A 25,506-nucleotide genomic window follows, 5' to 3' on the forward strand; every position below is an offset into this window, starting at 1 on the left:
GGTCGACAATAGCCTTGATTGATGATTTAAATTGCTCATAATATATAATTACGGTCGACAATCCCCCTTATTGACGACCTAGATGGCTCAATATATCTATCTATGGTCGACAATATCTCTGATTGGCAACCACAAATGCCCGTTCAAACCTGTGATGGTTGTTAATCCCCTCTACTGTCCATATGTCTTCTTTATTTCTTTAAAAATTCACAATTTTCTATGTTCTGCTACTCATATATAGTATATGCTTAAGTAGAAAACATTTGGGAGGTGCTTTTTTTGTATAAACTGCAAATTTGTAATGCTCTAACCCAAGAAATTCTTCGTGAAAAGACGTATAAGAAACCGGATCTTATTTTAAGTTTACTAGAATCAGGAGCAAAAGGTCAGGAATGTTTTCTATTTGATGAGAAACGTAGAACGTTAAAAGGAAACTATGTAAGCCATTCTGTCTTTACGGAAGCGGACACGCAAGTTTATAAAGCGTTTTTTAAGGTGAAATTATCTGAAATACAAGCACGCATAGCAAAATAGGCAAGTAGAGGAGGGCAGGCGCTGCAAAAAGAAAGGGTTTGTAAGATATGAGTTAAAGAAAATTAGCATAGCTGATAGAGCAGCAGAATTTTTATAAGAGAAAGCCATGATACGCTTGTATCATGGCTTTATTTCTTAATTATTCATTATTATCTTTTTCTGTCTGGTTTAGGAGCTTAATTTTAGAAAGAACGGCATCACCACCAATTCCAGCAATGATCGAAAAAAGGATATTTTCCACCGTTGAATTTGGAGCTGTATATAAAACAAGGAGAAGCGCAGCAACCGCACCTAGGAGTAATTCTTCTAAAAAACCGAGATAAATGAACTTTTTCGTTTTCCGGGGCATGATAATTTTTCCGTGCTTTCGAACATGTCCTACAATACCAACTGTTCCACCAATTACTATAGAGAAAATAATGTCCGCTAACACTGTTTCTCAACCTCCTTAAGCCTTTATTTTTTGGACCTAAGGTAAATCTTGGTGTAGTACTATTATATTATAGGTTAACAAGATAAGCATGAGTAAAAATACTGAATTTTCACTATATAAAATACATGATATGATAAAAATGAAAAATTTTCCCAATAGGGCGACAAAAAAAAGCATGCACCGTAGTGCAAGCTCCTTATTAATGAATATGCCGGTAAACACCAATAACTTTTCCTAAAATGGAAACATTCCTTAGGATAATAGGGTCCATTGTAGAATTTTCCGGCTGCAGGCGTATGTAATCTTTTTCCTTGAAAAATCTCTTACAGGTGGCTTCATCTTCCTCTGTCATTGCTACAACAATATCACCGTTATTTGCGGTTGGCTGCTGTTTTACAATTACATAGTCTCCATCTAGTATTCCGGCCTCTATCATACTCTCACCCATGATTTCTAGCATGAAAACTTGTTCATCTGCAGGTGCAAGACTTTCTGGAAGTGGGAAATACTCTTCCACATTTTCAATAGCTGTAATTGGAAGTCCTGCAGTTACTTTACCAACCACTGGAACATTTACTACTGCATTTCTTGGTATATGTGCTGCTACATCAGCTTCTAATATTTCAATTGCCCTTGGTTTGGTTGGATCTCGTCTAATAAGTCCTTTGCTTTCCAACCTTGCTAAGTGACCGTGTACAGTTGAGCTGGATGCCAGTCCAACCGCCTCTCCAATTTCCCTAACGGAAGGGGGATATCCTTTACTCTTAACCTCACTTTTAATGAAGTCTAAGATATCCTGCTGCCGCTTTGATATTTTAGCCATGATAAAATCCACCTCGTCTGGTTAATGTTGTCTTTATTATATCATGTTCGTATTTTTTATACAAACATAAGTTCGAAAAACAGTTGACAACAAACAAATGTTCGATTTATAATTAAATCAATAAAGCGAACATATATTCTTAGTAGAGGTGTTAATTTATGAAAAAATTATGGAACAAATACTCCTATGCTATTACACTTATTATTTTAAGCTGTTTATTTTCTTTCATTTTATCTTTCCAACATCACTCAAACGACCAGGATAAATATTTAAAGATTACGATTACTGAAGGCGATTCACTTTGGGGAATTTCAGATCAATTTTCAGAACAACATTCATTATCAAACAAAGAGTTTGTTGCATGGATTAAAAAGCATAATGAAATTGAAGAAGATCGGATTTTTCCTGGTGAAGAAATAATTATCCCAGTGAGCAAGGAAGAAGGTTCATCAACAAGAGAATTAGCGAGTGCTATAGGTGAATAGAAAGGAACAATTATGAAAGCAATCATATACTGCCGTGTCAGCACCAATAAAGAAACACAAGAAACATCCTTAAAGCGTCAGGAAGAGGAATTAACACAACTTGCTCAATCCTATCACTTTGAAATCGATAGGGTAATTAAAGAAAAGGCAAGTGGCTATGATTACGATCGAGAAGGAATTTTTCAATTATTAGAACGAATTAAGGATGAACAGGTTCAGGCTGTCTTAATCCAGGATGAAACACGACTTGGTAGAGGCAACGCTAAAATAGCTATCTTACATTGTATCTTAAAAGAAAATATTAAACTTTTTAGTATCTCCCATAGTGGTGAATTACAACTATCAGAATCGGATTCCATGGTTTTAAAAATTGTTGGTATGGTTGAGGAATATCAACGTAAACTACATAATGCAAAAATTAAGCGCGGAATGAAACGGGCAGTTCAAAAAGGATATAAACCTGAAAAAAACTTAAAGAATCTCGGCGAAGCATCTGGACGTGATAAAATTGAAGTCCCAGTAGAAGAAATTGTTCGATTAAGAAAGAATGGATTAATTTTTGCTGAAATAGCTGCCACTCTGAGAGGGTTTGGGTATAATATTTCAAAAGCAACGGTCCATAGAAGATACCAAGAATATATAGAATCACAAGAAGAGTAGACCTTTTGCCTTGTCATTAGGTTTTTTTTTTAGTAAAATCAGGTGTCATGTAAACAGATAGAAAGGAAGGTTCACTCCATGCTATCCAAAGAAAAAATGGCTAGAATTAATGAACTGGCAAGAAAAGCAAAGGCAACGGGATTGACTGAATCAGAAGCTAAAGAACAAACAACCTTAAGAAGCGAATATTTGGCAACTTTCCGTTCTAATATGCTTGATACCCTAACCAACACAAAGTTTATTGATCCCGAAGGAAATGATGTAACACCAGAAAAAATCAAAGCAAGGAAAAAAAATACACTTCACTAAAAGTCCAGGAATACAATTTTTTGTATTCCTATTTTACATAGAGAGACAATTTCTGTGCCAAAATAAAAAATAAAGTGAATTTTGTCTCTTATTATTATGCTATTTGTTGAATAAAAAACGGTATCAATATAAAATTGAAATGTACTTAGTAACCTAGTGATTAGGAAAGGATGTAATTCATGTTTAATACTATCGATGATTTATCAGTAACCTCAATTCGAACGCTTTCCATCGATGCAATCGAGAAAGCAAACTCTGGACATCCAGGGATGCCGATGGGTGCGGCGCCAATGACCTATACCTTATGGACACGCTTCATGAACCAAAATCCAAAGAATCCGAAATGGTTTAACCGTGATCGTTTTGTCTTATCTGCTGGACATGGTTCAGCGTTGCTATACAGCATGCTTCACTTATCTGGTTTCAATTTAACCATGGATGACCTAAAACAATTCCGCCAATGGGGTTCAAAAACACCTGGTCACCCGGAGTACGGTCACACTGAGGGTGTAGAAGCAACAACTGGACCACTTGGCCAGGGGATTGCAATGGCAGTGGGAATGGCAATGGCTGAACGCCATGTAGCAAGTGTTTATAATAAAGATAAATATGAACTTGTGAACCATTTTACATACAGCATTTGCGGAGATGGAGATTTGATGGAAGGTGTTTCTGCTGAGGCAGCTTCACTTGCTGGACACTTAAAACTAGGCCGCTTAGTTGTCCTTTATGATTCAAACGATATCTCCCTAGATGGTGACTTAGATAAGTCTTTCTCTGAAAGTGTTAAAGACCGCTTCTTATCATACGGATGGCAATATCTTCGTGTTGAGGATGGAAACAATTTAGAAGAAATTGCAAAAGCACTGGAAGATGCAAGAAATGATTTAGACAGACCAACCATGATCGAAGTAAGAACTGTGATTGGTTACGGTTCACCAAACCGTGCTGGAACTTCAGGTGTTCATGGTTCACCACTTGGAGCAAATGAGTTAAAACTTACAAAAGAAGCCTATAAATGGACTTTTGAAGAAGATTTCCATGTACCGCAGGAAGTCTATGATAACTTCCAGAAACTCATTGTCGAAAATGGTGAGAAAAAGGAAAAAGAGTGGAATGATCTTTTCGCTCAATATAAAAAGGAATATCCTGAACTAGCTTCCCAACTTGAACAAGCTTTAAATAATGAACTTCCTGCAGGATGGGATAAAGAAATCCCTGTATACAGTGAAGGGAAAAGTCTTGCAAGCCGCGCTTCATCAGGAGAAGTTATCAATGGGATTGCTAAGAATCTACCTATTTTTATCGGGGGATCAGCTGACCTTGCTGGATCAAATAAAACGATGATTAAAGGTACGAAAGACTTTATGCCAGGTTCTTATGAAGGCCGTAATATCTGGTTCGGTGTTCGTGAATTTGGAATGGGTGCTGCGATGAACGGGATCGCCCTACATGGTGGAGTAAAAGTTTTTGGCGGAACATTTTTTGTCTTCTCTGATTACTTACGCCCAGCTATTCGACTAGCAGCGTTGATGGGATTACCTGTTACGTATGTATTTACTCATGATAGTATTGCTGTTGGGGAAGACGGACCAACACATGAACCTGTAGAGCAATTGGCTGCTTTACGTGCGATGTCAGGATTATCAATCATTCGCCCTGCAGACGGTAACGAAACTGCAGCAGCATGGAAACTTGCTGTTGAGTCTACAAACAAACCAACTGCACTTGTTTTAACTCGTCAAGATTTACCTACCTTAAAAGGTACAGATGTCAATGCTTACGAGGGAGTTTCAAAAGGGGCCTATGTAGTTGCTCCTTCAGAAAGAGAAACACCGGATGCGTTGTTATTGGCAACTGGATCAGAAGTAAGCCTTGCAGTGGAAGCTCAAAAAGCACTAGCTGGAGAAGGGGTACATGTTTCTGTAGTAAGTATGCCATCTTGGGATCGTTTCGAACAACAATCCCAAGAATATAAAGACTCTGTCCTGCCAAAGAGCGTGAAAAAGCGTCTTGGTATTGAAGTTGGAGCATCATTTGGCTGGCACAAATATACCGGTGACGAAGGCGATGTATTAGCTATTGATCAATTCGGCGCTTCAGCACCTGGAGAAAAGATTATGGAAGAATACGGGTTCACAGTTGAAAACGTTGTGGCACGTGTGAAGGCACTTTTGCAAAAATAAGATCGTAATTTTTAAGAGAGCGGAGTTAATCCGTTCTCTTTTTTATTTGTTAAGAAAATTTCAACAATATTATGAACAAAATTAATTTTGCAGGAAAATTCATTAAATCTACCGAATTATTAAAAAAATAACTTGCAATCTGGCTAATCGACAAAAGTAGTGGAAGTTTTTGCCGCCGTAAGACAAAGGTTTCGCTTGTCTTTTTTTATAATAGTAAAAAGGGTAATCAACGAAGGAGAGAACAGTGGTGAGAAAATATCAGCTATATTTAATAGAAGATGAATTTGCGACCCATTACTTCGGAAGAGAGCGATTGTTTTTTCAGCTTTTTCAAGAGAATCATAAAGCAAAAGGTGAGTTTAAATTTATAACACAAAAACAAATTTCCTATATAACTAAAAAGGTTGAAGTCCTAAAAGTCCATCAACTCATTCAAAAGCAGCTTGGAAAAATCAAGGGTTTTAAAGCAGAGAATGGTGCATATTCGATTGAATTAAGTGGAAAACTAAGTACGGCAAAGTTAGAGGTGTTCCAAGACTTAATTACAATCGAGGCACAAGGAAGTTATGAAGCGGAGACTGCCTTTTTTGAGGTTCTAAGAAAGTGTGAGTCTTCCTTTTTGGCGCTTGACCTTGAACATCAGCGATACGGCTGGTTAAAGCCAATAAAAGAAAGAAAATTTATCTGATTGCAGATATTGTCTAATCGTGTTTTATTTAGTACACTGTATGGTAGACAACACGAAGGAGGAAGTTGAATATGTTGTATTACATTCTAGTTGGTATACTAGCATTAGCAGCTGGTGTAGCACTAGGATTTTTCATTGCTCGTAAATATATGATGAGCTATTTAAAGAAAAATCCGCCTATCAATGAACAAATGTTGAAAATGATGATGATGCAAATGGGCCAAAAACCATCACAAAAGAAGATCAACCAAATGATGGCTGCAATGAACAAGCAACAATCCAAATAACGGACAAGTTATTACTAATCCGATTAGACCAATAATAAACCACCTTTCATTTAGAAGGGTGGTTTTTATTTTTAAATAAAGCAGGTAAATTTGACTGATTTATGAATTTGTATCGGGAATAAAATGTATTGAAGGAAACGCTTTCATTGTTGTCGAATATAGTGGGGACGGGAGGCGAAAATAGGAAAGTAGAATTGGTTCCTACTAGTGTTGTTCAAGGTACTAAGCAATGTGTATTTTGCAGTAAGGTGTTTGAGTACGTAGCTATAGTTAATGGTGAGAATATTCTCGATGAATTGAAAGAAATCAATCCCACTAAAGGGGTAACCGATCAGGTTATTGTCCTTAAAAAGAATCTAGTCAATAACAGCCAGCAACAGATTATTGATTTAGAGATTACGGTCAGATGCCCTCAGTGTCATTCGAATAATAGGTTTACTGGTTTTTTCGGTGATTCAGATAAAGTAACAGAATTATAAGTAGTAAGCACTCATCTTATTGGGTGCTTTTTCTTGCTTCGTAAAATAATTCATAATCTTTATTATTTTATGAAAATTTGGTAGAATAAAATCTTAGTAAATTGGATTATTTTTCCCAATAAGAATAATGAACAAGTAAGTTTACAATTTAAGAATGCATAATCGATATTTGTGTTTTGGGGGCGTTTGAATGAAAGTATTTTTAGACCTAGGCTGGTATTTTAAAAAAGAGAAAAAAGCGTACCTTTCTGGCATTTTAATTTTAATGTTTGTTGCCCTACTGCAGTTGGTGCCGCCAAAGGTGATTGGAATCGTTGCTGATGAAATTAAAGAGGGAACAATGACAAAGGGGGTCCTTTTGCAGTGGATCGGTGTCCTCGTTGTTATAGGCTTGGCTATGTATTCCCTTCGCTACTACTGGAGAATAATGATCTTTGGATCCTCGGTAAAGCTTAGTAAGCTGCTTCGCAATCGACTATATCACCATTTTACAACGATGTCACCATCATTCTATCAAAAACGACGCATTGGGGATCTAATGGCCCATGCGACTAACGATCTACAAGCGATTCAGCAAACCGCAGGTATGGGGGTTTTAACTCTCGTTGATTCTCTCTCTACTGGCGGCTTTGTTATCTGTGCAATGGCCTTTACAATCAGTTGGAAATTAACTTTAATTTGTTTGATTCCTATGCCGTTTATGGTCATCCTCACAAGCTGGTTTGGAACGATGCTCCATCGCACCTTTTATCAGGCGCAAGAAGCCTTTTCATCATTAAATGATAAAACTCAGGAAAGCATTACCGGGATCAAAGTAATTAAGACGTTTGGTCAGGAACAGGAGGACATTGAGGATTTTCGGAAGCAATCAGAAGACGTCGTCCAAAAAAATATCACGGTCGCCAAGATTGATTCACTTTTTGATCCAACGATTTCGATTATTGTTGGAATTTCCTTCTTTTTATCAATCGTTTTTGGTGCAAAATACGTCCTTAATGGCGAATTAACAATTGGACAATTACTATCGTTTACTACCTATTTAGGTTTACTGATCTGGCCGATGCTTGCTTTTGGCTGGTTATTTAATATCGTTGAGCGAGGCAGGGCTTCATACGACCGTGTCACCCAGCTCCTTCAGGAAAAAGCAGAGATAACTGATCAGGTGAATGCCTTAGACACTGTACCGGCAGGTGAAATCGAATTCAGCCTTGCTGATTTTACCTACCCTGGCGAAGGAGAGCCTGTTTTAAAGGATATTCATTTTTCACTACATACAGGGGAAACACTTGGAATTGTCGGTAAAACGGGTGCAGGAAAAACTACTCTTTTAAAGTTGCTTATTCGCGAGTTTGATAGTTACCAAGGGGAAATTACCTTTGGTGGGAAGACTTTGCAAGCATTTAAACTTGAAAAATTACGTGAAGCGATTGGCTATGTGCCTCAAGATCACTTTTTGTTTTCGGCCTCTGTCGGTGAAAATATTGCTTTTACTAACCCTCACGCCTCAACTGTCGAAGTGGAGAATGCGGCAAAATTGGCCAATATCCATGATGATATTCTTCAATTTTTTGATGGTTATCATACAGTTGTAGGGGAGAGGGGAGTGTCCTTATCAGGTGGGCAGAAACAAAGGATTTCGATTGCCCGGGCTATTTTGATGGATCCAGAAGTATTGGTCCTCGACGATTCCTTGTCTGCAGTGGATGCTAAAACAGAAGAAGAGATTCTTACCGCCTTAAGACAGAATAGGGAAGGAAAAACGACCATTATTACTTCCCACCGTTTAAGTGCCATTCAACATGCAAATCTCATTCTCGTTCTCGAGGATGGCAGGATTGTGGAAAGAGGTACACATGAAGCTTTAATGGAGTCGGGCGGATGGTATAAAGAAATGTATTTACGCCAGCAGCTAGAAGAGCTGGTCGAACATGGAGGGCATTAAGATGGAAGAAAAAATACAGCTTTCAGAGCGTGAGCAACGAAATATTTTATTCCGGCTGCTGTCCTATACAAAACCATATAAAAAAACGTTAGCCGTGGCGTTTACCTTTCTGCTGTTAACGACAATCGGTGATATCGTCCTTCCGATTTTAGTGAAAATATTTATCGATGATTATTTAACACCTGTAAAGCTTGCTTTTCAACCGCTTGTTATACTTGGATCCATATACATGGCCATTCAAATCATCAAAGCCATTCTCATGTTTTTTCAATTTGTAAAATTCCAAGAACTCGCTTTAAAAATTATCCAACAGCTCAGGATCGATGTTTTCTCAAAGGTCCAGTCGCTTGGTCTAAAGTATTTTGATCAAACTCCGGCAGGCAGCATCGTTTCAAGGGTAACCAATGATACAGAAGCGATTAAAGACATGTTTGTGACCGTAATTGCAACCTTTATCCAAGGTGGATTTTTATTAACAGGTATTTTCATTGCGATGTTTATTCTAAATATCAAACTAGGATTATTCTGCGTCGTGTTAATTCCGTTATTATTGTTTGTCATGAGCCTTTATAGGAAGTTAAGTTCACGATTTTACCTGGATATGCGCGAACGGCTGAGTCAGTTAAATGCAAAGCTAAGTGAATCATTATCAGGAATGGGCATCATTCAAGTATTTCGTCAGGAAAAACGACTCCGTTCTGAATTTGGAATGATTAATGAACAGCATTATAAGGCTGGAATGAAGAATATAAAAATCGATGGACTCCTGTTAAGACCAGCGATTGATTTAATTTATATTGTGGGCTTAATCATTGTCTTAAGCTATTTTGGGATCACTTCATTGAACCATGTGGTGGAAATCGGCGTATTATATGCCTTTATTAATTATTTGGACCGTTTTTTTGAACCGGTAAATCAGATGATGATGCGACTTTCCTTGTACCAACAAGCAATAGTCGCAGGATCGCGGGTTTTTAAATTGTTGGATGAGGAAGAATTAGCACCGGCCCAAAATGAAGAGAAGAGCCTTTCCATTGAACAAGGTAAGATTGAATTTAAGGATTTAAGCTTTTCCTATAATGGGAAACAGGATGTGCTAAAACATATTTCTTTCACCGCCCATCCTGGTGAAACAGTCGCCTTGGTTGGCCATACCGGTAGTGGAAAAAGCTCGATAATTAATTTACTGATGCGGTTCTATGAATATGAACGGGGAGACATTTTCATCGATGGTCAATCGATTCGTACCTTCACCAAGACCGAACTCAGGGAGAAAATGGGCCTCGTGTTACAGGATCCCTTTTTATTCTACGGGACAGTGAAGGGGAACATCCGCCTTCATTCGAAGGATATGACGGATAAACAAGTTGAAGAGGCGGCGAGGTTTGTCCAAGCCCATACATTTATCGAAAAATTAGATGATGGTTTTGAGCATAAAGTTGTGGAACGGGGGACTACGTTTTCAAGCGGGCAAAGGCAATTAATTGCTTTTGCGAGAACCATTGCGACGAATCCTAAAATTTTGGTGCTTGATGAAGCGACCGCTAATATCGATACCGAAACAGAGGAAGCGATTCAAACAGCACTCGCCAAGATGCGAAAAGGGCGAACAACGATTGCGATTGCGCATCGCCTTTCAACTATTCAGGATGCTGATTTAATCTTAGTATTGCATCAGGGAGAAATTGTGGAAGTAGGTACCCATCAAGAGCTCCTTGCCCAAGCTGGGTTGTATCATAAAATGTTCCTTTTGCAAAATGGAGCCGTTGAGCGTCTCGAGGATGTTGTGAATTAATAGAACGAGTAAAAGCCTGGCGTTTTCACCAGGCTTTTACTCGTTCTATTTTTATAGTTCTTCTCAACAATATGATTAACAAGCTGATGAAGGAACCTTTTTTATATATACTCGATGGTATTCATTTAAAAGATGATCAAGTTCTTGGCTATAGCGAATTGCAACGGAGGATGTCAAGCCGTTTGTGGTCGCGACTTGAATTAATTCAGCTCGTTTTTTTTCAATTAAGGAAACTAAATCATTTTTTGTCACGGCTGATGTCCTTTCCAGAGAAACTCCTAAATTTTAGTAGAAACAGAATACTAATATATCAAATTGGAATTGATTTTACTAGTATAACCTATGATGTAAATTTTTTCAAAGACATTTGTAAATAATTATCCATCCATTTTATGCATATATTTATTAGAGTCATTTTGTCAGGACAAAAAAATATGTCGACACACAAAATATACAAGTTAACCATTATCTTTTATATCAAACATTTGTTAGAATAGAAACGTATCGACTATAGTGGGAGTGTTAATATGTCAGATCTAAATATATTTTTAGCATTAGGGGCAGGATTTTTAAGCTTTATTTCACCTTGTTGTTTACCGCTTTATCCTGCATTTCTCTCATACATTACAGGGATGTCTGTGGGCGAGCTAAAAAGTGAAAATGCAATGCTTCAAAAACGGAGTTTACTCCATACATTATTTTTTCTATTAGGCTTTTCGATTATTTTTATTGCGATTGGATTTGGTACTTCGTTTCTAGGAAGCTTTTTTTTACAGTATAAAGATCTAATTCGGCAGCTGGGCGGAATTTTTATTGTCTTTTTTGGGTTAGTGATCGTTGGGATATTAAATCCAAAGTTTTTGATGAAGGATCGCCGTATTGAATTTAAAAATCGTCCTTCCGGCTATTTTGGCTCCGTATTAATTGGGATGGCGTTTGCGGCTGGCTGGACACCTTGTACAGGTCCAATCCTTTCATTTGTTATCTCCCTAGCAGCGACAAATCCAGGTTCAGGTATGTTGTACATGATTGCCTATTCACTAGGATTTGCTATACCATTCTTTATTCTTTCATTCTTCCTTGGACGGATGAGTTGGATCAAGAAGAACAGCGGCAAAATTGTCAAAATTGGTGGTTACATAATGATTGTCATGGGTATTGTCTTATTCTTTGACTGGATGACAAAAATCATTTCAATCTTTTCGAATCTGTTTGGTGGCTTTACAGGATTCTAATCATAAATATATAAAAATATAAATATTCTTTGTAAGGGAAATTCCTGAGATGGTTTTTCCTTTTTTGTATCCATTACCGGATCTGGTAAAAATGGGTGACATTTTCATGAGTTAATTTTTTTCAAATCAATATATTTGAGATATAATGGGTTAGAAAATAAATTAGATAAGGAATGAATCTAATGAACATAGTTGTTGCTTCTTCAATTGGAGCGGTATTTATGGGCACCCTTGCCTTGGTGGTCCGGATGAAAGCCGCAAAGAAACCCACAAATGCTCGGAAGATAATTTTACCGCCAATTTTCATGTCGAGTGGGGCCTTAATGTATATTGAACCGCAATTTAGACTAACGGGAGCGGAAATGATCGAGGCCGCGATCGTCGGGATGCTTTTTTCGATCTTATTAATAAAAACTTCCAAGTTTGAGATTCGCGATAACGATATTTATCTAAAGCGCTCCAAAGCATTTTTCTTTATATTAATTGGGCTATTAGTGGTTCGCCTCGTAATGAAGTCGGTGCTTAGTGCAACCATCGATATTGGACAATTAAGCGGGATGTTCTTCTTCCTAGCCTATTGTATGATCGTGCCTTGGCGGATTGCGATGTATGTGGATTACAAAAAGCTGTTTAAGAAGCTGCATGAGGATAAACAAATATAGTTATTTGAGAAACTGGTCCTTTTGGGGGTCAGTTTTTATTTTGAAAAACAAAAAACCGTCTATTAGCTAGACGGTTAAAATAGGTGCTCGAAGGGAGCAACGTCAATTCGATTTTCAAACAGCTTTTTACGTAAAAATTTATGATCTCTCTTTGGTGTTGCTTGAATATAGCCGCGAATAACTAGGTCTTGAGTAATTTTTGAAGCCTTTTCGCTAAGGGCAATTTCGCCAATTTTCCCAGCAATCTTATGTCTAGCCACATCACGGAAAAGCTCGGGAACGGGACTGACTAAATCCTCTAGGAGTTCTTTCTCATCAGGGCCCCACAAATGACGGGATTCATTTACATAATGTTCTTCCCAATCCAAAACAGACTTACCGTCTTCTTTCGGCATCTTTTTCAAAAACTTACGGAACATAAAAAATCCACCGATGGCAAAAGAACCAACTAGGAAAAATACCCAGAATAGGATAAACCATAAAAACCAACCATGAAGCATTCTATTCACCTACATAAATAACTATTTTTTCATCTTATTATAGTCTGTTTTTATAAGTTTAGACAAGTATTGGACATAATTGCATCAATTTATACTAAAGTTTTAAGGTAGTTATCAATTTTGAGAGATTGTGAATCTGCTCTTGAGTCCTTTTTTGACTAGTGAGAAGCATGTCGAAAAAGTGACAAATGAGCGGATTCTATTGATTAATACCATATTCCATTGTAATATGATAACAAATGATAGGAAAGCGAAACAGTTTGGATCAATTGAAAAAGTCTGAGTAACTTTCCCATTACATCTTGATCTTTATCTTTATTTCACCTATGGGGCTGAATGGGGTACTGGTGTCCTCCACAGTCTTCAAAACTGCTTGAGACCTGCGTGCCAGGTCTGGTGGGTTCGATTCCCACGCAGTCCCGCCAAACCAATAATATCAAGGGTTCTTGCGAATTCCTTTCTTACATAGACCAGAGGGCACTCGGTCTTTTTTTATTGGGGAGTGCCCAAAAAGTGCCATACGTCCCATTTGTGTCATTGGAATCTATTCAAGGAGAGTATCCAATGTATCCACCGCAATTCCCTCAATGGAATCTGTCATGTGTGAATAGATATCCATGGTCACTTGAATTTTGGAATGCCCTAAACGAGCGCTCACAATTTTGGGATGGACATTCGCTTGCAACAAGATGGTTGCATGTGAATGGCGAAGGTCATGAAACCGGATATCTGGCAGATTTGCCGCTTTTAGTGCTCTTTTCAGCGCTCTAGAAATTTCAGATGGAGCCATGATATTCCCTTTGGAATTGCAAAAGACAAGATTATACGGATTAAAATAATCCCCTAGGATTTCCTTTTGCTTGTCGTGTTCCTCTTTGAGTTTCTCCAACAGCTTCAATAGTTCGGCCGTTAGCTTTATTCCCCTTGGCTTCTCGTTTTTAGGAATGGAGTTAAAAAAGTATTTTCCGTTTGCTTCTGTAATGGTTTGCCTGATATAAATCCTTTGGTTGAAAAAGTCAACGTTTTTCCAGTTCAACCCGATTAATTCACTTTTTCTCATGCCTGTATGAGCAGCAGCGTAGATGATAGGGTAGAATACCGGTGTTCTGTCCTTTGCTGTCTTGAGAAGCAAATTGAGTTGTTCAACCGAATAGCTGTTCATTTCTCGCTTAGCAGGCTTAGGGGGTTTAGCGCCTTTTGCCACATTTTTATCGATGAATTCCCAATCAATAGCGTCATTCAAGGCTTTTGAGAGAACACGGTGGTGATGTGTCACGGATTGAGCAGTCAAACCGATCAATTTCACTTTATAGTAGTTCTGCAACTGAATGCTTCTCAATTCATAAAGCTTGATGTGTCCCAAAGAGGGTTGAAGGTGTGTTTTTACAATCTTTTCATACTCAGCAAATGTCTTTGGCTTTGTATTCGTCTTGGCATAGTTTTCAAGCCAATAATGGAGGTATTCTCCAACCGTAATATTGACATTTTTCTTGGTATCGCGATTGTTCTGCACCTCAAGTAACGCTTTGGCCATGGCCATCTTAGCTTCTTTTTTTGTTTCGAAGGAACGTTTTTTTCTTGTCCGCTTCCCGTTGGAATCTTTCCCGGCTTCAATTACAAAATACCACTTTCCTGTCTTTTTATCCTGTTTAGGATAACCAGTGCCAGCCATTTTGTTTACCTCCGTTCTTAAATTAGCTGGACACCAAGCATATAGCACCTACTGTAATAATAATCAAATTATTCGATGAATGGAAATAAAACTGCTTGTGCCCAGCCTGATTTTTGAATTTAGAATCGACCGTTTCGTATTCAATCTATTGTTTTTATATTAGTAGACTTATGTAAGTCCAATTCATGAAGGACTTCCTTAGTCCTTTTGAGCCGTATGCGCTTTCCCCTCAAACCATTCAATGAATGATTTCTTAGGAATCAGGATTCGTTTTCCAACCTTTACTGTGTGGAAAGTGTTGGTTTTGACTAATTGATAGGATTGGCAACGTCCAATTCCAAGAAACGTTTGAATATGTTTTACTTCCATTACTTCTGGTAACTCAATTGTTGTTATCATTCAATAAACCTCCTAATCTTCAAAAATTTTAAACTCGGTGTGGGCAAAGCAGAGATTTCCCGACAAATTGGAATTTAAATGCGGTATTTGGGTTCACCCCATTAGAGGGGGATTTTACTTCTCGCTTTAATCTTTCTATTTCCCGTTGGTTTTTTTGCAGTAATCGAAGAATATTGCTGAGTTCGTCAGTCTTTGTTTCATTTGAATTCATAATCGAACCTCCTTGAATGGTTAAAAAATGTTCCCCATATTCCCCATTTGTAATAAATCATTGTCTTGTAGAGGATACTAGCCACGTAAGTTATTCCCCAGCATTTCCCCGCATTCCCCATTTCTATTGGGTAAAATGGGGGAGAAATGGGGAATATGGATTTTCATTAAAAATATTGCTATTCCAATACTTTTTCGGGTATTGGGGAAAAAGGGGAAGATTTAAGTAAATAGGGGTTTACCATCAAATATTGCTTTGGTTTACTATAAGAATCAGCATCTGTGAATAAACGGACAAAACCGCGTTCCTCAAGGACATTTGATAGAAATTTTAGTTGCTTGCTATCATAACGGGATTTCACAGCTTGCTGAATCTCTCTGTAAGGGATGGGGCGACTGATAAGCCCTGTCTCCTCATACATCTTCTTGTATTTCCTATGGATGACCCTAAGAAGGTCAAGAGATTCCTCGGTCTCGGTGTTTATCCTCATTTTCCCTAGGCTTGCTTTAGCATGTTCAATAAAGTAATCGCTTAGTGTTGTAGCCCCATGGACTGTTTCGGCATTGATATCCATTGGAATAGTAGCTGTACTAAGTGAGCCCTCAATTTGTTTGGCAATGTGTAACAGTGCTGCAATACGTGCTATATTCCCGACAATTTTCCCACCCCATTCAGGTATCTCTGACAAGGATCCACCCTCACGTAATTGTATTTCTATCCTCTCTTGGAACGCTTGGAATAAGGCATCTGCATCGTTACCAAATTTTAATTTTATTGGCTTTTCGGTCATTTGCTGCATTAAGAGTTTTATATTTTTAATGTATTGAATCCTCAAATTGGCTGGAATGGGTTTCGGGCGAACATCTCTATATCCTTTAAAATCCTTTGGGGATGAGTAGAGAAAGCGAGCCATCAACCCACGACCATGGAAAATCGGGGGTAAATTTTTCACAGCATCCGGCTGCCCAAATATCCCTATGGTTATTAATGGTGCTTCCAGGCATTCGGTTCTCCCTCGACGATCGACCCTTAGGTAATCACCTGTATGCCCTTTGAGGTAGACTTCTAGGTTTATTTGACCGTTATACCGTCCGTTTACCATTCCGAATAGTCCTGCTTCAGCGGAAATAACCGCTATTCGTTCTTTATTTTGCTTCATTAATGTAACTAAGGTTTCCGGGGTGGCATCATCAGTAATGAATGTGGGCAAGTATACCTCGGGTAAGGAATCTAGCTCTTGTTGGGCTTGGGCGATTTCTTCAAATATATTGTCGTCACCATCTTTGGCGTAAAGTCCCTCTAGATGTTCAATGCGCCTTTGTAGGGCACGTTTAGTTGATTCCACATTTTGAGCTTCTAGGTGCAGCCGCTCGTTTTCTTCCTTCTCAAATTGTATTACTGGCAAACACATTTCACGAAAAACCGAGCTTTTTCTATTTGCAGGCCCCATTAAGGTCAAACAGTAGGTGTTTAAAGGCTCAATCCAGTCGCCATACGGATTAATTTCATAATTCTTGGCCAATGCGATTGACAATATCGTTAAAGCTGCCATTGCGGCCATGTCAACAGGTGTTTGGGTCGATACAGCCACAGCAATAATGAAATCTTTTAACCAGTTTGGGAAAATTTCTACATTAAATGAGGGTAAATTATTTTTGTCGTAATATATCGGCTCTTCCCACTGCTCCATAAATCCTGGTTCCTCGTTAAATTGGGTCATTAATTGCAACTCGCCAGGGGTAATGTTATTCAGGTTTACCACTACCATGGTTAATCATTTCTCCTATCTTCCGAATTGCATAAATTCTATCTTCCACACTGCCAAATTGCACAAGGGGGGCTAAATACTCTATTCGAGCAAGGGAATGGTAAATGTCCCCTTTATGTCCCAATTCATTAACATCTGTTATGGTTCTGGCTTCATCCAATAGGGCTATCTTAAAATCATTTAAGGCATCCGCATACATCATACAGTGATGGTTAAATTCCTTTATGCTTTTGTTAATTTTGTAGGTTTCTGCATTAAGTTGCTGATTCATCGAAATTCCCATATCTTTTGCAAGCAATTTTATAGCTTCCGCATTTGAAAGATTCATTGCCTTACTTACGAGATTAATGACATCACCTCCGCCGCAGCCGACATGGCAATACCATCTGTTGCTGTGTGCATAAATGGTTAAGGAAGGATTTTTGTCGTCATGGAACGGGCAGCAGATGTTAAATTGCTTCTTATTGCCTTTTGCACTAGGAATCATGACACCGGTGTATTTTTCAAAAGCTTCAATAATGGATAACTGGTTATTAATTTCTTCACAGACACTTGTCATTGCTATCAAACCCCTTTTTATTTTTTTGATTTTCTAATTGATTTTTCAATTCCGTAATGGCTTGCATGATCATTGCTTTTTTTTCAATTGATAGCTCTTTTCGAATCCAGCGGTAAAAGCTGTTTTCGGAAATTCCTAATTTTTCTGCTATTGCCCAATCTGGAACATCCTTTTTTGCTTCTTTAATGTCCTGATTCCTGTTCAACATTTTCATCACCACCCCATGGTTAGTAATAGTAGTATTACAAGGTTATTGTAGTAACTATTTGAAATCGTGTATAATCTAATGTGAATACAGTTATGTACCACAAAAATACGTTCGTATTTAGAGGGAGTGCAGGTATGAGTACACTAATTCCATCAAAAGAAGATGAAAACTTAAAAATCTCTCCATACAGGAAAAATGAAGTACCATATTATGCAAACGAGTTTGTTGTTTATGAGGAATATGAATTCGTTAACGGGGAAGAAGATGCTTGGGGAAACATAGAAGTAAATGTTACTGCTAAAAATACTGATAAATACAAGGTTTATACACTGCATACGTACCCTGAACATATCTACTTACAAATTTCTGAGATTGTTATAGATGAAGAGACTGTTAGGCTTAATAATGAACAAAATAGATTTGAAGAAATAAAGGTCCATAGAATACGTTCCTTAGAAGCCCAAAAAAGTTTTTTAAAATTTACAAAACGATTTGGGCTACTTGGCATTAGTGAGCGTGAGTATTTTTTTAAGAGAATAAATGAAGAGGCATTTACTAGCGGGCATAGAAATTTAGTTTTGACGGATATAAAAAAAGAATTGGTAAACCAAAAGTTAATCAACCAAATTTATCGAATGAAAATTGCTGTAAATTATTTAAAAAATTGGATGGATGATAAAATAACGGAGGAACAAAAAGAAGATTTGATGAACATTGTTAATGATGAATTACCCACCAAACAGGATCGTCTTCAATTAAAGAATGGTGAATTTTATCCTTCGGTTCTATTTTCCTCTTTAATGGACTTGGCTTGGTGGCAGTTGCACGAAGCGCTATTAAAGAAAACCACTTATAGACGTTGTAAAAATGAACGATGTGGAAATATATTTGCTGTTGATCATGGGAACCGGGATTATTGCCCGCCTTACCCGAACAAGGACAGAAGTAATTGTGAACATAATCATAATAGGCGCTTAAATTATATGAGGAATAAGCCCACACGTTCTTAAGTATTTGTTACAATACAATTAGAATAAATATTCTTATATATCCTTATGGCGGGTGATAAAAATGAACGGTCTAAATATAAAACAAAAAAGGTTTGCTGATTACTACATTGAAACCGGAAACGCCACCACCAGCTATTTGAGAGCAGGATATGAAGCAGAAGGAAATGCAGCTGAAGTAAACGCCAGCCGCCTGCTTAGAAATGCTAAGGTGTTGAAGTATATTAAGGAGCGGAATGAGCAGTTGGATGTGGAGTATGTTGCAGATATAACTGAAACAAAGCGGTTTTGGACGGAGATAATGCGGGATGATAATGCGGACATAAAGGATAGGTTAAAGGCTAGTGAATATATTGCTAAAACAAATGGAGCATTTGTAGAGAAGAAGGAATTAAAAGGTGCGTTTGACGGTAAAATTGTCTTTGGATTTGAAGATCCAACATTAGCGGAGAATTAAGGAAATCCCAGCAGAATGCAATTTAAATTGAGCCTGGCAAAATTGCTGGGTTTTTTTATTTGGACAAACGCAGTTTTATGAAGCGGTGGTAACAAGTGTGTATTGTCCTTATGGCAAATATTTTCCAGATGGATTGAGTAAAAAAGTATGAAATGATAAAATATTATATAGAAAATAATGTTTGAAAATTTAAATATTTACATATATTTTATAAAATACGATAATATTTTTTTCAGTGAACACCTTGCTAACGTAAGGATTAATTCTTGACATGGGTGGGATTTATAGTGAACGTCTCCACGGGTAATGATTTACTTCAAGCCAAGATATTAAAATGGAAGAGAGATTTAATTGATTTAACGAATCGTAATGTCCTCTTAAATTTCCGGCCCAAAAAGAACAACACTTTACAGTTTTTTGAAGAACCGCAAGAGCTGTTTGACCAGTTAGTGAAAGAATCTAAAAATTTAAATGTAGAAGAGTTAAAGAATCCTATTTTTGAGCAGATTCAAAAAATGATGAACTCAATAGAAGAAGAACCGGAAAAAAGAAAGAAAATCGCAGAAGAGAAAGAGCGGTTTAATAAATTGGTCGGCAAACTACGGTTAGACGCTCGTACTCGTTTAAATGAGCAAGGAATTCAAACCCTTTATCTTGTGTTTGGGGTGCTCAAGTGGAAAGAACAAGGGAATGACAAAGAGTTTATGTCCCCGTTGCTGTTGATTCCTGTTGAATTGAACCGTTCCAGTGCCAACCAACCCTTCCGAATGAAAATGGTTGAGGATGAAATTGTACTCAATCCTTTCATGGCTCACAAATTAAGGGAGGAAAAAGGCATTGCATTCCCGGAATTAAGCGACCAAGAAGATGTGGACCTTGAAAAAATCTGGAGTGGGATCAGTGAACAAATTGACCATTTAGAAGGGTGGTCTGTTTCACCAGAAATCTATCTATCGTTGTTTTCTTTCAGTAAGCTCGTGATGTATAAAGATCTTGAAAATTTCATAGATTTGCTGGAAGCCCATCCTCTTATTGGTAAAATTTCCGGAGTGGAAGCAGAAGAAAACGGAGATTTAATGGATTTGTCATCAGTGCCGGATGAACATGAACTTGATCGTAAAGTGCCGGCCCAAGAGTCATACCTAGTATTAGATGCGGATTCAAGCCAGCAACAAGCCATTATTGCTGCTAAGAATGGTGTGAGTTTTGTCTTACAGGGGCCTCCTGGCACCGGAAAAAGCCAGACCATATCAAACATCATTGCCGAATGTTTGGCCGCCAACAAAAAGGTATTGTTTGTATCCGAAAAGATGGCAGCACTAGAAGTGGTAAAATCCCGTTTGGAACAGGTCGGGCTCGGTGAATTCTGTTTGGAGCTGCACAGTCATAAAGCAAATAAACGGTCAATATTGGACGCTTTCCAACAGGCGATCAATAATCATCCCAAGCAGAAACAAATTCAACACGAACTGTATTCGAACATCAATCACTTAAGGAACCAGCTCAATACATACTCGGAGAAACTGCACCAGATCCGCGACCCTTTCGGTAAATCCGCATATGAAATTCATGGAACCATAGCGAAACTCGATAAAATTCAGGAGATGTTGTTTGATTTTGAAATTGACGAATCGATAAATTCTGAATATATTCTGTCCCTCTTGAATAATTTAGAGCGTTATCGCGGGCGATTGATTTTAACGGAACAGACTCCGGTTTGGAAGGGGTTTAAGAGGCCGATTTATAGTCTTGAATTGGCGTCCAAATTAGAGTCGTTTCTTCGAGAGTATCTGAAAAATTTAGATGCGCTTATTCAACAGTCGAAATCTATTCATCAAACCTTGGGCTTAACCAGTGATTCGATTGAAGTCGTTCGGCAAAACCATAGCATCATTGAAATGGCTAAATATTCACCTAATCCTCCAAAACATTGGTTTGACAACGAATCTATTCAATTGACAATCCAAAAGGCGCGGGAATATCAGGAGAAAATGTCCTCTTTTTTAGAGGAGAGATCGTTTCTTTCAACCATCTTTCACCCTGAGATATTAGAAAAGGACATCACCAATATTTTTGTTCAGTTGTTTATGGTTTCAGAGGACTTTTTTAAAGCATTCGGTTCAGAAGATCCAAAGGTACTCATACAAGAAAGAGACATAATTAGAGACACGATTGAACAGGGAAGAGCTTCGTTGCGAACGTTACACGATTTGGGGTCGATTCCAGATGAATTTGGGCTTTCGCCTATAAAAAAATTTGAGGATATTCATCTTTTAAATGGTCTTATGTCAGTTGTCCTAAAAAAGCCCCGCCCAACACAGCAATGGTTCGGTGATTTAGAGGGAGTAACTAAATCTATCCAAGAGGCGAAGCAGAGGTTTTCGGATTGGGGACAAAAACGGGACATATTGAACGCGAAATATGACCCGTCAATACTTGAACTCGACTTGTATGCTCTGCGGCAAAAAATAGAGACACAAGGAAATGAGCTTCTACCATTGTTCACTTCAAACGTTCAGTCGGATGCAAATGATGATGCGCTTTTTAATAAGCGGGTATCAATCCAGGAGCGTATTGCAAAGTTTTTGGTACAGATCCAACAATTCGACCAAGTCAAACCAATTGTATCTGAATCGCTTGAGACGGAATTATCCAATCTAAAGTCGGTGACAAGATTGAAACCAATATTGGAGTTGATTGCCAAAGACCCGAGGCCAACCGCTTCATGGTTTCAATCGGAACGTCAACATGAAATCTATAGTTTCATTAAGGAGTCCAAAAATATTCATAAGAAGTACCACCAGGAATTGTCGGCGACATTGGAAATCTACGAGGAAGAAATATTAGATGACCGTATCTTCCAAATGTTAGAGCGGTTTGAAACCGTTTATCAATCACCTGTACGGATTTTTAACGGAAGTTTCCGCCGAGATTGTAAATGGCTGACGTCCAAATTGAAGCAAAAGGATAAATACGACTTTGAGTCATTGAGTAAACAAGTTCGCTCGGTCAAACGGGTTTTGGAGTATAAAAAGTGGATGGAAGACCATCAATCGGATTTTCGGACTTATTTTGGAAGGCACTATAAAGGGCTTGAAACGGAATGGAATCGAATTGAAGATTCTTTCTCTGTTGTTCAGGAAATTCAGCAAATGTTCCCAGGTTCTATAATCCCGGCACCTTTAAAAGAAATTTTGATACAATCCACGGGTCGTTTGGAGCAATTGACTTCAGAATTTGAACGATTGGAATCGATTACCGGTGAGATTAAGGGGATATTGGAAACGCTTCATGGTGATTTTCCTAATCTCATGAATCGGAGTGCTCAACCATTAGTGCAATGGCCGATCTCGGAAACAGTTTCTGAAATAAAGGAACTACAGTTAAAACTACAAGGCTTTTACACGAATACTCAAATACTTTTGGATGTTCGAAAACCAGGTACGGTTTCTCGCCTTTCCTTAAAAGAACTGTTAGAGGACATAGGCTTATCATTAGCAGTCATCCAGCTGAAAAATGAAATCATGGAACATGAGTCCCAGTTAAAGGAGATCATGGGATCGTGGTATAAAATGGAACAAACGCCATGGGAAAAGGTGGAGCAGGCGCTGTCTGATATTGAAGCGCTAAGAAACCTCACTCCTTATATTCCCGAAAAGTTTCAAACACTTTTAATCGAGGATTCTTTCAAGGATAACGGTCGCCATTCAGAACTTGAACGGGCAGTACAAACATTGGAACAAACGATCCCTGTATTAATTCAAAAAGTCCCGTCCCTTTTCAGGAATTTCAAGAGATCTGAGACAAATCAGTGGGAGATAGAAAGCATTGCAGATTGTTTCAAATGGTTTCAGCAGAGTCTCCAACAATGGATGGAACAATACGATGTAATAAGCGGATTTTTCAAACGGGATTATCTAGCACCATCAGAGTTAAAGGAAGATCTTCAAGAAGCGATCGTCGTTCAGGAGCAGAAGATTGCTCTTGAAGCTGATTTGGATTACTTAAAGGATACCTTCGGCCATTTCTTTTCAGGGTATACGACTAATTGGGATGTCATTTTTGATGCCTTAGCGTGGATTGAAGATTGGATAAAGCATTTCGCCCATGGTGAAGTTCCTGAACGATTGGTAGCATACATTGCAGAAGGGGCGAACCCTGAACAGAAGCAAGAATTACTTCGCCTTTTCGAAAAAAGCAATGGGCTTTTGAAGCAGCAAGAGCAGCTATACAGTCATCTAGAAACTTATTTTATAAAAGAATCCCTAGTAGTAGATGGTGTGGGGTTACAAAAAAGTTCATTAAACAGTTATTATTCATGGATTAATGAACGTATTCAGTCGATAGAGCAGTTGGAGGAATGGATCCGTTATCAAAGGTTGGAAAAGAGAATAAGAGATTCTCAACTATCTTCTTTCTTAGAACATCTTGAAAACGAAAAGCCTACAAACGGCACATTCGTACAACTGTTTCAGAAACGATTTTATCGGAAATGGTTGGACCAAATTTATCAAGATGAGGAAATCCTTTATGACTTCGATGCGGAAAGGGCCAATGGAACGATTCTCGAATTCCGTGAAAGTGATTTAAAGAGTCTTGATCAGAATGCTATGCGAGTGCAGGAAATATTGGAGCAAAAACGCAAACATGCCATCGATAGCCTTACCTATCGTCGAGAACAAGGGGTCTTGCTTCATGAAATCGGCAAAAAAAAGCGGCATCTAGCGATCCGGAAACTGTTATCCCAGACATCCGCCCTTGCGTTGGAAGTGAAACCATGCTTCTTAATGAGTCCTTTATCGGTCAGCCAATATTTAGATGCAAACGATATTGCCTTCGATGTTGTTATTTTTGACGAAGCATCGCAGATTTTTCCCGAAGATGCGATTGGTTCCATTATTCGAGCATCCCAAGTGATCATAGTGGGGGATAATAAGCAGCTGCCACCAACTGATTTCTTTAAGGCCGGAGGTGTAGGTGAAGAATTCGAGGATGAAAAAGAAGTTGATTATGAGAGCATTCTGGATGAGTGTATGTATGTCCTTGAGAATATGCGGTTACGCTGGCATTATCGTAGCAGACACGAATCGCTAATTTCTTTCTCAAACACTGCCTTTTATTCAAACAGTTTGATTACGTTCCCAAGTTCTGAGCACGGGGACGAACTGGGCGTAAAATTTGTTCATGTTCCAGATGGTTTATATGATCGCGGTGGAACAAGAAGCAACCTAAGAGAAGCAGAGGTTACAGCTAAGTTGGTATTCGAACACTTCCACCATCATCCAAACCGTTCTTTAGGAGTAATAGCGTTTAGTGATGCTCAGGCAACAGAGATCCGGGACCAAATTGATCGCATGAGACGGAATGATCATTCTATGGAGCGATTCTTTAAAGAAGGCAAACAAGATGAATTCTTTGTAAAGAGTCTGGAGAATGTTCAAGGGGACGAACGGGACGTCATCTTCTTCAGTGTCGGTTATGGAAAAGCTCCTGATGGCAGCCTTCATATGAACTTTGGGCCGTTAAGTAAAAACGGGGGAGAGCGCCGCTTAAATGTAGCCATTACTCGGGCGAAATACCATGTTAAATTAATCAGCTCATTGTTGCCGCAAGACATTCCATTGGAGCGGACTCAGAGCATTGGCGTTCACCGATTACGAGATTATATGGAAATGGCAATGAATGGCCATTTGCCAGTATATACACCTTCAAATACCGTAAAAATTTATGATTCCCCTTTTGAAGAAGATGTTTACGATGTTCTTGTCGATATGGGGTATGAAGTACACACTCAAGTAGGCGCTTCTGGTTACAAAATTGATTTGGCCGTTGTTGATCCTCGTAAACCGAATTCGTACCTTTGCGCGATTGAGTGTGACGGCAAAACTTATCACAGCTCGAAAGTAGCCCGCGACCGAGACCGTTTACGTCAGCAGGTCCTTGAAAATCTCGGTTGGAAAATTCACCGAATTTGGTCGCAGGAGTGGTTCAAGAAACGTAATTTTGAAATAACACGACTTAAGAATTTATTGTGTAGTCTTGAAAATAGATAAAACACTTTGCGATTGAAAAAACAGGCATCTCATGGGGAAAAAAGAAATAGTGGATTGATTATTGTTAAGTGAGCGGACTATCTAATATGGATAGTCCTATTTTGCTCGGGAATATTATCCCTTTTCAAAGACTGGAAGCCTTGAAATTGAAAGT

Annotated in this window: 25 protein-coding genes and 1 tRNA gene; 16 read left to right on the top strand and 10 right to left on the bottom strand. The window is 38.3% G+C overall.

Going from position 1 to position 25,506, the window contains the following annotated elements:
* The first annotated feature begins 279 nt into the window (after window positions 1-279).
* Entirely contained in the window at window positions 280-534 is a 255-nt protein-coding gene (locus ACJ004_RS03075) for a hypothetical protein (protein WP_410891052.1), read from the top strand.
* Window positions 535-673: 139 nt separating this feature from the next.
* On the opposite strand, the gene ACJ004_RS03080 is transcribed toward ACJ004_RS03075, so the two are convergent.
* A complete protein-coding gene (locus ACJ004_RS03080; RefSeq protein WP_410891053.1) occupies window positions 674-967 on the bottom strand; it encodes a DUF4257 domain-containing protein in 294 nt (97 codons plus the stop codon).
* Between the two features lie 199 nt (window positions 968-1,166).
* Window positions 1,167-1,790, bottom strand: coding sequence for a transcriptional repressor LexA (gene lexA / locus ACJ004_RS03085; protein WP_218347485.1), 624 nt, complete (start codon window positions 1,788-1,790; stop codon window positions 1,167-1,169).
* A gap of 158 nt (window positions 1,791-1,948) precedes the next feature.
* Between lexA and yneA the strand changes: the two genes are divergently transcribed.
* The 9 genes from yneA (at window position 1,949) to ACJ004_RS03130 (ending at window position 10,621) form a co-directional block, all read left to right on the top strand.
* Window positions 1,949-2,275, top strand: a complete 327-nt coding sequence (gene yneA / locus ACJ004_RS03090; RefSeq protein WP_410891054.1) for a cell division suppressor protein YneA — start codon at window positions 1,949-1,951, stop codon at window positions 2,273-2,275.
* Between the two features lie 12 nt (window positions 2,276-2,287).
* Complete coding sequence (locus tag ACJ004_RS03095) at window positions 2,288-2,935, top strand: YneB family resolvase-like protein (protein ID WP_410891055.1); 648 nt, start codon at window positions 2,288-2,290, stop codon at window positions 2,933-2,935.
* Window positions 2,936-3,013: 78 nt separating this feature from the next.
* Window positions 3,014-3,244: a DUF896 domain-containing protein gene (locus tag ACJ004_RS03100; protein ID WP_410891056.1), complete on the top strand. Its 231-nt coding sequence runs from the start codon at window positions 3,014-3,016 to the stop codon at window positions 3,242-3,244.
* A gap of 179 nt (window positions 3,245-3,423) precedes the next feature.
* The gene (gene tkt, locus ACJ004_RS03105) at window positions 3,424-5,430 is read left to right on the top strand and encodes a transketolase (RefSeq protein ID WP_410891057.1); all 2,007 of its coding nucleotides are present in this window, start codon (window positions 3,424-3,426) and stop codon (window positions 5,428-5,430) included.
* Window positions 5,431-5,677: 247 nt separating this feature from the next.
* A complete protein-coding gene (gene sirA, locus ACJ004_RS03110; RefSeq protein WP_410891058.1) occupies window positions 5,678-6,118 on the top strand; it encodes a sporulation inhibitor of replication protein SirA in 441 nt (146 codons plus the stop codon).
* A gap of 71 nt (window positions 6,119-6,189) precedes the next feature.
* Window positions 6,190-6,405, top strand: coding sequence for a YneF family protein (locus ACJ004_RS03115; RefSeq protein ID WP_066252919.1), 216 nt, complete (start codon window positions 6,190-6,192; stop codon window positions 6,403-6,405).
* Between the two features lie 149 nt (window positions 6,406-6,554).
* Complete coding sequence (locus tag ACJ004_RS03120) at window positions 6,555-6,884, top strand: hypothetical protein (RefSeq protein WP_410891059.1); 330 nt, start codon at window positions 6,555-6,557, stop codon at window positions 6,882-6,884.
* A 190-nt stretch (window positions 6,885-7,074) separates the two neighbouring features.
* Window positions 7,075-8,826, top strand: coding sequence for an ABC transporter transmembrane domain-containing protein (locus tag ACJ004_RS03125; RefSeq protein WP_410891060.1), 1,752 nt, complete (start codon window positions 7,075-7,077; stop codon window positions 8,824-8,826).
* A gap of 1 nt (window position 8,827) precedes the next feature.
* Window positions 8,828-10,621 (top strand): ABC transporter ATP-binding protein, encoded by a 1,794-nt coding sequence (locus ACJ004_RS03130; protein ID WP_410891061.1) that lies wholly within the window; start codon window positions 8,828-8,830, stop codon window positions 10,619-10,621.
* A gap of 75 nt (window positions 10,622-10,696) precedes the next feature.
* Here ACJ004_RS03130 and ACJ004_RS03135 read toward each other — a convergent pair whose 3' ends face one another.
* Window positions 10,697-10,873 (bottom strand): Spo0E family sporulation regulatory protein-aspartic acid phosphatase, encoded by a 177-nt coding sequence (locus tag ACJ004_RS03135; RefSeq protein ID WP_410891062.1) that lies wholly within the window; start codon window positions 10,871-10,873, stop codon window positions 10,697-10,699.
* A 275-nt stretch (window positions 10,874-11,148) separates the two neighbouring features.
* Here ACJ004_RS03135 and ACJ004_RS03140 point away from each other — a divergent pair, with 275 nt between their 5' ends.
* Together ACJ004_RS03140 and ACJ004_RS03145 are read left to right on the top strand one after the other, a co-directional pair.
* Window positions 11,149-11,856: a cytochrome c biogenesis CcdA family protein gene (locus ACJ004_RS03140; RefSeq protein ID WP_410891063.1), complete on the top strand. Its 708-nt coding sequence runs from the start codon at window positions 11,149-11,151 to the stop codon at window positions 11,854-11,856.
* 182 nt (window positions 11,857-12,038) lie between these two features.
* Complete coding sequence (locus tag ACJ004_RS03145) at window positions 12,039-12,518, top strand: CcdC family protein (protein ID WP_410891064.1); 480 nt, start codon at window positions 12,039-12,041, stop codon at window positions 12,516-12,518.
* A gap of 74 nt (window positions 12,519-12,592) precedes the next feature.
* Here ACJ004_RS03145 and ACJ004_RS03150 read toward each other — a convergent pair whose 3' ends face one another.
* Entirely contained in the window at window positions 12,593-13,018 is a 426-nt protein-coding gene (locus ACJ004_RS03150) for a DUF2621 domain-containing protein (RefSeq protein WP_410891065.1), read from the bottom strand.
* 328 nt (window positions 13,019-13,346) lie between these two features.
* On the opposite strand from ACJ004_RS03150, the gene ACJ004_RS03155 reads away from it, so the two are divergent.
* Window positions 13,347-13,443: transfer RNA gene (locus tag ACJ004_RS03155), tRNA-Sec, on the top strand.
* Window positions 13,444-13,562: 119 nt separating this feature from the next.
* Here ACJ004_RS03155 and ACJ004_RS03160 read toward each other — a convergent pair.
* From ACJ004_RS03160 to ACJ004_RS03185, 6 genes are all read right to left on the bottom strand, one after another.
* Window positions 13,563-14,690 carry a site-specific integrase gene (locus tag ACJ004_RS03160; protein WP_410891066.1) on the bottom strand — a complete coding sequence of 376 codons (1,128 nt, stop codon included), beginning with the start codon at window positions 14,688-14,690 and terminating at the stop codon, window positions 13,563-13,565.
* Between the two features lie 198 nt (window positions 14,691-14,888).
* Window positions 14,889-15,089: a helix-turn-helix domain-containing protein gene (locus tag ACJ004_RS03165; RefSeq protein WP_410891067.1), complete on the bottom strand. Its 201-nt coding sequence runs from the start codon at window positions 15,087-15,089 to the stop codon at window positions 14,889-14,891.
* A gap of 28 nt (window positions 15,090-15,117) precedes the next feature.
* Entirely contained in the window at window positions 15,118-15,300 is a 183-nt protein-coding gene (locus ACJ004_RS03170; protein ID WP_410891068.1) for a hypothetical protein, read from the bottom strand.
* Window positions 15,301-15,478: 178 nt separating this feature from the next.
* Entirely contained in the window at window positions 15,479-17,068 is a 1,590-nt protein-coding gene (locus tag ACJ004_RS03175; RefSeq protein WP_410891069.1) for a YfjI family protein, read from the bottom strand.
* Window positions 17,046-17,627, bottom strand: a complete 582-nt coding sequence (locus tag ACJ004_RS03180; protein WP_410891070.1) for a CHC2 zinc finger domain-containing protein — start codon at window positions 17,625-17,627, stop codon at window positions 17,046-17,048. Before ACJ004_RS03180 ends, ACJ004_RS03175 begins: the two co-directional genes overlap by 23 nt.
* Window positions 17,611-17,835, bottom strand: a complete 225-nt coding sequence (locus ACJ004_RS03185; RefSeq protein WP_410891071.1) for a helix-turn-helix domain-containing protein — start codon at window positions 17,833-17,835, stop codon at window positions 17,611-17,613. The genes ACJ004_RS03180 and ACJ004_RS03185 overlap by 17 nt, the downstream gene beginning before the upstream one ends.
* A 134-nt stretch (window positions 17,836-17,969) precedes the next feature.
* Here ACJ004_RS03185 and ACJ004_RS03190 point away from each other — a divergent pair, with 134 nt between their 5' ends.
* The 3 genes from ACJ004_RS03190 (at window position 17,970) to ACJ004_RS03200 (ending at window position 25,352) form a co-directional block, all read left to right on the top strand.
* Window positions 17,970-18,845, top strand: coding sequence for a hypothetical protein (locus tag ACJ004_RS03190; RefSeq protein ID WP_410891072.1), 876 nt, complete (start codon window positions 17,970-17,972; stop codon window positions 18,843-18,845).
* A 61-nt stretch (window positions 18,846-18,906) separates the two neighbouring features.
* The gene (locus ACJ004_RS03195; RefSeq protein WP_410891073.1) at window positions 18,907-19,299 is read left to right on the top strand and encodes a terminase small subunit; all 393 of its coding nucleotides are present in this window, start codon (window positions 18,907-18,909) and stop codon (window positions 19,297-19,299) included.
* A 287-nt stretch (window positions 19,300-19,586) separates the two neighbouring features.
* A complete protein-coding gene (locus ACJ004_RS03200; RefSeq protein ID WP_410891074.1) occupies window positions 19,587-25,352 on the top strand; it encodes a DUF4011 domain-containing protein in 5,766 nt (1,921 codons plus the stop codon).
* Window positions 25,353-25,506 lie beyond the last annotated feature (154 nt).

The sequence above is a fragment of the Neobacillus sp. 204 genome, from assembly GCF_046562815.1.
In the GTDB taxonomy this organism is placed as follows: Bacteria; Bacillota; Bacilli; order Bacillales; family Cytobacillaceae; genus Neobacillus.